This is a genomic window from Streptomyces sp. NPDC023723, from assembly GCF_040639815.1.
In the GTDB taxonomy this organism is placed as follows: Bacteria; Actinomycetota; Actinomycetes; order Streptomycetales; family Streptomycetaceae; genus Streptomyces.
In genome coordinates, this window is sequence record NZ_JBFAAP010000021.1 from 70,606 (window position 1) to 77,934 (window position 7,329).

At 72.5% G+C, this 7,329-nt stretch carries 9 protein-coding genes; 6 read left to right on the plus strand and 3 right to left on the minus strand.

All coding sequences use genetic code 11. From position 1 onward, the window contains the following. Window positions 1–111: 111 nt before the first annotated feature. Together AB0G32_RS22185 and AB0G32_RS22190 are read left to right on the plus strand one after the other, a co-directional pair. The gene (locus tag AB0G32_RS22185) at window positions 112–1,002 is read left to right on the plus strand and encodes an alpha/beta hydrolase (protein ID WP_361165750.1); all 891 of its coding nucleotides are present in this window, start codon (window positions 112–114) and stop codon (window positions 1,000–1,002) included. After that, window positions 980–2,248 (plus strand): SpoIIE family protein phosphatase, encoded by a 1,269-nt coding sequence (locus AB0G32_RS22190; protein WP_361165903.1) that lies wholly within the window; start codon window positions 980–982, stop codon window positions 2,246–2,248. The genes AB0G32_RS22185 and AB0G32_RS22190 overlap by 23 nt, the downstream gene beginning before the upstream one ends. Here the strand turns inward: AB0G32_RS22190 and AB0G32_RS22195 are convergent. Further along, window positions 2,245–2,886 (minus strand): TetR/AcrR family transcriptional regulator, encoded by a 642-nt coding sequence (locus AB0G32_RS22195; RefSeq protein WP_361165753.1) that lies wholly within the window; start codon window positions 2,884–2,886, stop codon window positions 2,245–2,247. The genes AB0G32_RS22190 and AB0G32_RS22195 overlap by 4 nt on opposite strands. 98 nt (window positions 2,887–2,984) lie before the next feature. Between AB0G32_RS22195 and AB0G32_RS22200 the strand changes: the two genes are divergently transcribed. The 3 genes from AB0G32_RS22200 to AB0G32_RS22210 all read left to right on the plus strand — a co-directional run bounded on the left by AB0G32_RS22200 (window position 2,985) and on the right by AB0G32_RS22210 (window position 5,193). Then, window positions 2,985–4,136 (plus strand): acyl-CoA dehydrogenase family protein, encoded by a 1,152-nt coding sequence (locus AB0G32_RS22200; RefSeq protein ID WP_361165756.1) that lies wholly within the window; start codon window positions 2,985–2,987, stop codon window positions 4,134–4,136. 61 nt (window positions 4,137–4,197) lie between these two features. Beyond that, window positions 4,198–4,485: a YiaA/YiaB family inner membrane protein gene (locus tag AB0G32_RS22205; protein WP_361165759.1), complete on the plus strand. Its 288-nt coding sequence runs from the start codon at window positions 4,198–4,200 to the stop codon at window positions 4,483–4,485. Window positions 4,486–4,563: 78 nt separating this feature from the next. Further along, a complete protein-coding gene (locus AB0G32_RS22210) occupies window positions 4,564–5,193 on the plus strand; it encodes a TetR/AcrR family transcriptional regulator (RefSeq protein ID WP_361165762.1) in 630 nt (209 codons plus the stop codon). Here the strand turns inward: AB0G32_RS22210 and AB0G32_RS22215 are convergent. Beyond that, window positions 5,184–5,645: a MaoC family dehydratase gene (locus AB0G32_RS22215; RefSeq protein ID WP_361165765.1), complete on the minus strand. Its 462-nt coding sequence runs from the start codon at window positions 5,643–5,645 to the stop codon at window positions 5,184–5,186. The genes AB0G32_RS22210 and AB0G32_RS22215 overlap by 10 nt on opposite strands. A 107-nt stretch (window positions 5,646–5,752) precedes the next feature. On the opposite strand from AB0G32_RS22215, the gene soxR reads away from it, so the two are divergent. Continuing rightward, window positions 5,753–6,226, plus strand: coding sequence for a redox-sensitive transcriptional activator SoxR (gene soxR / locus AB0G32_RS22220; RefSeq protein WP_361165768.1), 474 nt, complete (start codon window positions 5,753–5,755; stop codon window positions 6,224–6,226). A gap of 30 nt (window positions 6,227–6,256) precedes the next feature. Here the strand turns inward: soxR and AB0G32_RS22225 are convergent, their stop codons facing one another. Continuing rightward, window positions 6,257–7,012 carry a 3-keto-5-aminohexanoate cleavage protein gene (locus AB0G32_RS22225; RefSeq protein ID WP_361165771.1) on the minus strand — a complete coding sequence of 252 codons (756 nt, stop codon included), beginning with the start codon at window positions 7,010–7,012 and terminating at the stop codon, window positions 6,257–6,259. Window positions 7,013–7,329: the final 317 nt, after the last annotated feature.

Sequence of the window (7,329 nt, forward strand, 5' to 3'; positions counted from 1 at the left end):
TGTCCGGGCGGACCGCCTCTTCGGCGAAAACGGAAACAAATCGACTTATCCGTGTATTGAGGGAAGGAGGGGTGTGAATGTGACAGAGGCGACACGGCTACGGGAGCAGGAATGGCGCACACGGACATACGCCACCGCAACAACGTCACGGTGACCGGCGACCCGGACGGGCCGGTGGTGATGCTGGCGCACGGCTTCGGCTGCGACCAGCACATGTGGCGGCTGGTCGTGCCCCGGCTGGCCGAGCACCACCGGGTGGTCCTGTTCGACTACGTCGGCTCGGGCCGCTCCGACCCGTCCGCCTGGGACGCCCGGCGCTACGCCGCCCCGGAGGGCTACGCGCAGGACGTCGTCGACATACTGGAGGCGCTGGACCTGCGGGACGTGGCGTTCGTCGGGCACTCGGTGAGCGCGATGGCCGGCGTACTGGCCGCCCGCGCCGCGCCGGACCGCATCTCCGCCCTGGCGCTGGTCACCCCCTCCCCGCGCTATCTCGACGACGACGGCTACCGGGGCGGCTTCAGCCGGGCCGACATCCGGGAACTGCTGGCCTCGCTGGACTCCAACTACCTCGGCTGGTCGTCCGCGATGGCCCCGGTCATCATGGGCAACCCGGACCGCCCGGAGCTGGGCCAGGAGCTGACCGACAGTTTCTGCGCGACCGACCCGGAGATGGCCCGCGTGTTCGCCCGGACCACGTTCCTCTCGGACAACCGGGGGGACCTGGATGGGGTGAACGCACCCACGCTGGTGCTGGAGTGCGCCGAGGACGTCATCGCCCCCCGGGGCGTCGGCGCGTTCGTGCACGCCCGGATTCCCGGCTCCCGGCTGGTCACCCTGGACGCCACCGGACACTGTCCCCAGCTCAGCGCCCCCGAGGCCACCGCCGACGCCCTGCTCGACTTCCTGGACCGCACGCATGACGCCCGACCTGACGCCCGACCTGGCAGCCGACCTGGCAGCCGACCTGACGCCCGCCATGACGCCCGGCACGGCACCTGACCCGGCCGGGGCGGCCGACAGCGCCGAGGAGCTCTACGAGTCGGCCCCCTGCGGTTTCCTGTCGACCACGCCGGACGGCACCATCACCAAGATCAACGCGACCCTGTTGCGCTGGCTCGGCAGACGGCGCGCGGAGGTGGTGGGCCGAGCGCGCTTCGTCGACCTGCTCACCGTCGGCGGCAAGCTCTATTACGAGACCCACTTCGCGCCCCTGCTGAGCATGCGCGGCGAGATCGGCGGCATCGCGCTGGAGCTGACCACCGCGACCGGCGACCGCCTCCCGGTCCTGGTCTCGGCCACCGTCAAGCGGAACCCGGCCGGCGAGCCGGTACTGATCCGCGCCACCGTGTTCGACGCCGCCGACCGGCGGAGCTACGAGGAGGAACTGCTGCGCCGCAACGCGCTGGCCGACGAGGCGCGGGCCCAGGCCGAGGCGGCCCTGCGGCTGGCTGAGGAGGCCCGGACCCGCTCCGAGGCGGACCGGGCCCGGCTGACCGACGCCCTCACCGTGCTCCAGCAGGCGCTGCTGCCCGCCGAGCTGCCCACCGTGCCCGGCCTGGATGTCGCCTCGTACTACTACACCGCCTCGCCCGACCGGCTCGGCGGCGACTTCTACGACCTGTTCGCCCTGGACGCGCGGCGCTGGGCGTTCTTCCTCGGCGACGTGAGCGGCAAGGGCCCCAGGGCGGCCACCGTCACCTCCCTCACCCGGTACACGCTGCGCGCGGCCGTCGCCCACGACGCCGATCCCGTCGCCGCCCTGAGCACGCTCAACGCCGTCCTGTACGACCGCTACGGCACGGAGGCCGACCCCCGGCACTGCACCGCCGTCGTCGGGATCGCCGAACCCGACCCGGAGCGGGGCCGCACCACGGTCCGGCTCGCCTCCGGCGGCCATCCGCCGGCCCTGCTGCTGCGGGCCGGCGCGGGCGCCGACTACCTGACCACGCCCGGCGGCATGCTGGTCGGCGCCTTCCCGGACGCCGTCTTCGCCCCCGCCGAGGCCACCCTGTACCCCGGCGACACCCTGCTGCTCTACACCGACGGCCTGACCGAGGCCCGCATCGACCCCGTACGCCGCGTCCTGTACGGCGACGAACGGCTGCGGGACTTCGTCGCCGGGCAGGCGTCGACGGCACCGAACGACCTGATCGCCGCGGTCGCCGCGCTGCTGGAGAAGATCGGCGACGGCGTCGACGACGACACCGCCCTGCTCGCCCTGGGCACCCCGCGGCGGGCGGCCTAGCGATCCGTCGCGACCTGCTCGTACTGCTGCCCCAGGCCGTCCAGCAGCGCGGCCAGCCCCGTCTCGAAGGCCCGCTCGTCGATCTTCTCCTGCTGCTCGGCGAGCCGGTGGGCCTGCTGGAGGTGCGGGTAGTCGGCGGGGTCGTAGGCGCCGGGCTCGTCGGGGAAACCGCCGGCGAACGAGCCGAGCGCCGAGCCCAGCACGAAGTACCGCATCAGCGCGCCGATGGAAGTGGCCTGCGCGGGCGGCCAGCCGGCCTCGACCATCGCGCCGTAGACGGCGTCCGCCAGGCGCAGCGCGGACGGGCGGCGGCCGGGCCCGTGGGCGAGCACCGGGACGATGTTGGGGTGGTCGCGCAGGGCCGCCCGGTAGGAGACGGCCCAGTCGTGCAGTGCGGTCCGCCAGGGCCGGCCGTCCTCGAACATCGACAGGTCGACCTGGCCGCTCACCGAGTCGGCGACCGCCTCCAGGATCTCGTCCTTGGTGCGGAAGTGGTTGTACAGCGAGGGCCCGCTGACGCCCAGCTCGGCGGCGAGCCGGCGGGTGGAGACGGCCGCGAGGCCCTCCGCGTCCACCAGCGCACGGGCCGCCGTGACGATCCGGTCGGTGCTGAGCAGGGGCTTGCGCGGTCGGGCCATGGCGCACATAGTAGGGCTGCGACTGGAAACTAGCAGTGCTAATTTAAGCGCTGGACTGCGTTGGACTATCTGTTTGGACTATCTGTGAGGTGCGCGGCATGAACCTGGAGCTCAGCGAGGAGCAGACCGCTGTCCGGCAGCTGGCCCGGGACTTCGTCGAGCGCGAGATCACCCCGCACGTGGTCGCCTGGGACCGCGCCGAGGAAGTGGACCGGGCGATCGTCAAGAAGCTCGGCGAAGTCGGCTTCCTCGGCCTGACGATCGACGAGGAGTACGGCGGCAGCGGCGGCGACCACCTCGCGTACTGCCTGGTCACCGAGGAACTGGGGCGCGGTGACTCCTCGGTGCGCGGCATCGTCTCGGTCTCCCTCGGCCTGGTCGCCAAGACCGTCGCCGCCTGGGGGAGCGAGGAGCAGAAGCGCCGCTGGCTGCCCGGTCTGACCTCCGGCGAGTACGTCGGCTGCTTCGGCCTCACCGAGCCCGGTACCGGTTCGGACGCCGGGAACCTGGCCACCCGCGCGGTGCGCGACGGCGACGACTACGTGATCAACGGCACCAAGATGTTCATCACCAACGGCACCTGGGCCGACGTCGTACTGCTCTTCGCCCGCACCACGGACGCCCCCGGCCACAAGGGTGTCTCCGCCTTCCTGGTGCCCGCCGACACCCCCGGCCTGACCCGCCGCACCATCCACGGCAAGCTCGGGCTGCGCGGCCAGGCCACCGCCGAACTGGTGCTGGAGGACGTCCGGGTCCCCGCCGCCGCCATGCTCGCCCCCGAGGGCAAGGGCTTCGCGGTCGCCATGTCGGCGCTCGCCAAGGGCCGGATGTCGGTCGCGGCCGGCTGCGTCGGCATCGCCCAGGCCGCGCTGGACGCGGCCGTGCGGTACGCGGGCGAGCGCGAGCAGTTCGGCAAGACCATCGCCCACCACCAGCTGGTCCAGGAACTGATCAGCGACATCGCCGTCGACGTGGACGCCGCCCGGCTGCTGACCTGGCGGGTCGCCGACCTGATCGACCGCGGCCGGCCCTTCACCACCGAGTCCTCCACAGCCAAGCTGTTCGCCTCGGAGGCCGCGGTCCGCGCCGCGAACAACGCGCTGCAGGTCTTCGGCGGCTACGGCTACATCGACGAGTACCCGGCGGGCAAGCTGCTGCGCGACGCCCGCGTGATGACCCTCTACGAGGGCACCAGCCAGATCCAGAAGCTGGTCATCGGCCGGGCGCTCACCGGGGTGTCCGCGTTCTGAGTACCTGGTCTGAGTAGTCCGGCGGATGTGGTCGCGGCCACCTGCGCCGACCCTTGTCCCCATGAGTGACACACCGGTCAAGCAGCAGAGCACCGCCGCCTTCTACGGGCAGGCCGTCGCGTCCTTCGCGGTCGCCATCGTCGCGACCGCCATCGGCATCTTCAACCTGGACGCGGACGCCTGGGTGCGTGCCTTCCTGGGCATCGCCGTCCTGTACCTCGTCACCTCCTCCTTCACCCTCGCCAAGATCATCCGGGACCGGCAGGAGGCCGGGCAGATCGTGAGCCGCGTCGACCAGGCGCGGGTGGAGCAGCTGCTCGCCGCGCACGACCCCTTCCAGAAGCTGTGAGCCGACGGGCGCTCTAAGCGACCGCTCAGCTTCGGCGGTATGGTGGAGCTCCTGTCACCGAGAGGGGCGTAAAAGGCGATGAGTACGGCGGAGGAGACCAGGGGCGGCGGCACCGAACCCTGGAGCGAGGTCACCCCCGACGCGGCCCGGCGGCTGCTGGTCGCCGCCGTGGAGGCCTTCGCCGAGCGCGGCTACCACGCCACGACCACCCGGGACATCGCGGGGCGGGCCGGGATGAGCCCGGCCGCGCTCTACATCCACTACAAGACCAAGGAAGAGCTGCTCCACCGCATCAGCCGGATCGGCCACGACCGGGCGCTGGACATCCTGCGCACGGCGGCCCGCGGCGAGGGCAGTGCCACGGCGCGACTGACCGACGCCGTCAGCTCCTTCGTCGGCTGGCACGCGGGCCGGCGCACCACCGCGCGGGTGGTCCAGTACGAACTGGACGCGCTCGGTCCGGACGCCCGCGCGGAGATCGTCGCGCTGCGCCGCCAGTGCGACACCGAGGTGCGCGGCATCATCGAGGACGGCGTGGCCACCGGCGAGTTCGAGGTGGCCGACCTCAAGGGCACGACGCTGGCCGTGCTCTCGCTCTGCATCGACGTGGCCCGCTGGTTCAACGTCGACGGCGCCCGGACGCCCGACGAGGTCGGCGCGCTCTACGCCGACCTCGTGCTGCGGATGGTCGGGGCCGGTCAGAGGTAGTAGCGGGAGACCGACTCCGCGACGCACACCGGCTTGTCGCCGCCCTCGCGCTCCACGGTGAAGGCGACGCTCACCTGGACACCGCCGGTGACGTCCTCGACGCCGGTGACCGTGGCGGTGGCGCGCACCCGCGAGCCGACCGGCACCGGGGAGGGGAAGCGGACCTTGTTGGTGCCGTAGTTGACGCCCATCTTCACGCCCTTGACGGCGAGCAGCTGCGGCCCGAACAGGGGCAGCAGCGACAGGGTCAGATAGCCGTGCGCGATGGTGGTGCCGAACGGTCCGGCGGCGGCCCGCGCCGGGTCCACGTGGATCCACTGGTGGTCGCCGGTCGCCTCCGCGAACAGGTCGATCCGCTTCTGGTCGATCTCCAGCCAGTCGGTGTACCCCAGTTGCTCGCCCACCGCCGCCTTCAGGTCGTCGGCGGAGGTGAAGATCCTCGGCTCTGCCATGTCCCGGCCTCTCCCATAGGTCATCTCTAAGCAACTGCTTAGCATGGTCGGCCGCGCGGTCCCTGTCAACGGACCGGACGGGTGAGCGGGTGGGTAGGCTCCGAGGAGTGCCCCAGATCCCAGAGAAGATCCATGAGCTCACGGTCGGCCAGCTCGCCGCGCGCAGCGGCGCCGCCGTCTCCGCCCTGCACTTCTACGAGGCCAAGGGCCTGATCCGCAGCCGCCGCACCGCGGGCAACCAGCGCCGCTACTGCCGCGACACGCTGCGCCGGGTCGCCTTCGTCCGGGCCGCCCAACGGGTCGGCATCCCGCTCGCCACGATCCGCGAGGCGCTCGCCGAACTGCCCGAGGAACGCACACCCACCCGGGACGACTGGGCCCGCCTCTCCGAGGCGTGGCGTACCGAGCTGGACGAACGCATCAAGCAGCTCAACCGTCTCCGCGACCACCTCACCGACTGCATCGGCTGCGGCTGTCTGTCCCTGGACACCTGCGTACTGTCCAACCCCGACGACGCCTTCGGCGAAAGCCGCGCCGGTTCACGCCTGATGGTGGAACGGGGCGGGCGACGCGGGGTCTAAGGAGCTGCGGAGTCTAAGGAGCTGCGGGGTCTAAGGAGCTTCTGACGGAGCCCCGGGGTGCCGCGCGCGGGCCGCGTGCCACAGTTCCGTGCCCATCGCGACCAACTCGGCGTTGGAGGAGGCCCGCCGGCCGTCCGGCAGGAACAGGGTGTCCTCCAGGCCGATCCGGCCGGCGAGGCCGAGCCGTCCGGCCAGCCGCAGCACCGGCCAGGCACCGCCGTCCTCGCCGTGCAGCAGCACCGGGCGGCCGTGCGCCGGGCCGAGGTCCGCCAGCAGGGCACGCGCCGTGGCGGACGCGGTGGCCGGGTCGGGGTCCGTGACCTCGGCGAGGACGCGCAGCACCCGCGGGCCGAGGGGCGAGCGCGCGAACCGGGCGGCGCCGTCCGTCCCCGACCAGATGCCCGCCTCCACGCCGACGCCCCGGTCGAGAAGCGCGGCGGCGACCTGCTCGGCGCCCGGCTCGTGCCAGTTGACCGAGGCGTGATCGGGCAGCACGGTCCAGCTCCGGACCCGCCCCACCCGCAGTGCCGGCTCGGGTTCCGCCCAGGCGCCCGTGGTCACGCCGACCGGCACGGACGCCGGCACCCGGGCCCGTACCGCCGCCAGCGTCACCGCCAGCACCCGGGCCGACAAAGTGTCCTGCCCGCACGGCGTCTTCGGATGCAGATGAACATCCGTCGCCCCGGCCCCCACGGCCCCCACGGCAGCCCCGGCCATCCCCTCGACGGACAACGGCACAACCACCCCGTCCCCGGCCCCCCGCCCCCCATTCAGACAAACCTGCACCTACACCTCACCACCGGCCACAACCCGCCCCCAGGGGGACACGCAGCCGACCGCACCCATCAGCCGACACCAGCAACCGCCTCCCTTAGGGGCGCGGGGAACCGCGCGCCAAGCCCCAACACACCCGCACCCGACCGACACCGCTCACCCCCCACTGAACTCACCGCGCCGGCCACCTTCACACCGACTCCAGCAGTCGCCTCCCAGGGGCGCGGGGAACTGCGCGCCAAGCCCCAACACACCCGCACCCGACCGACACCGCTCACCCCCCACTGAACTCACCGCGCCGGCCACCTTCACACCGACTCCAGCAGTCG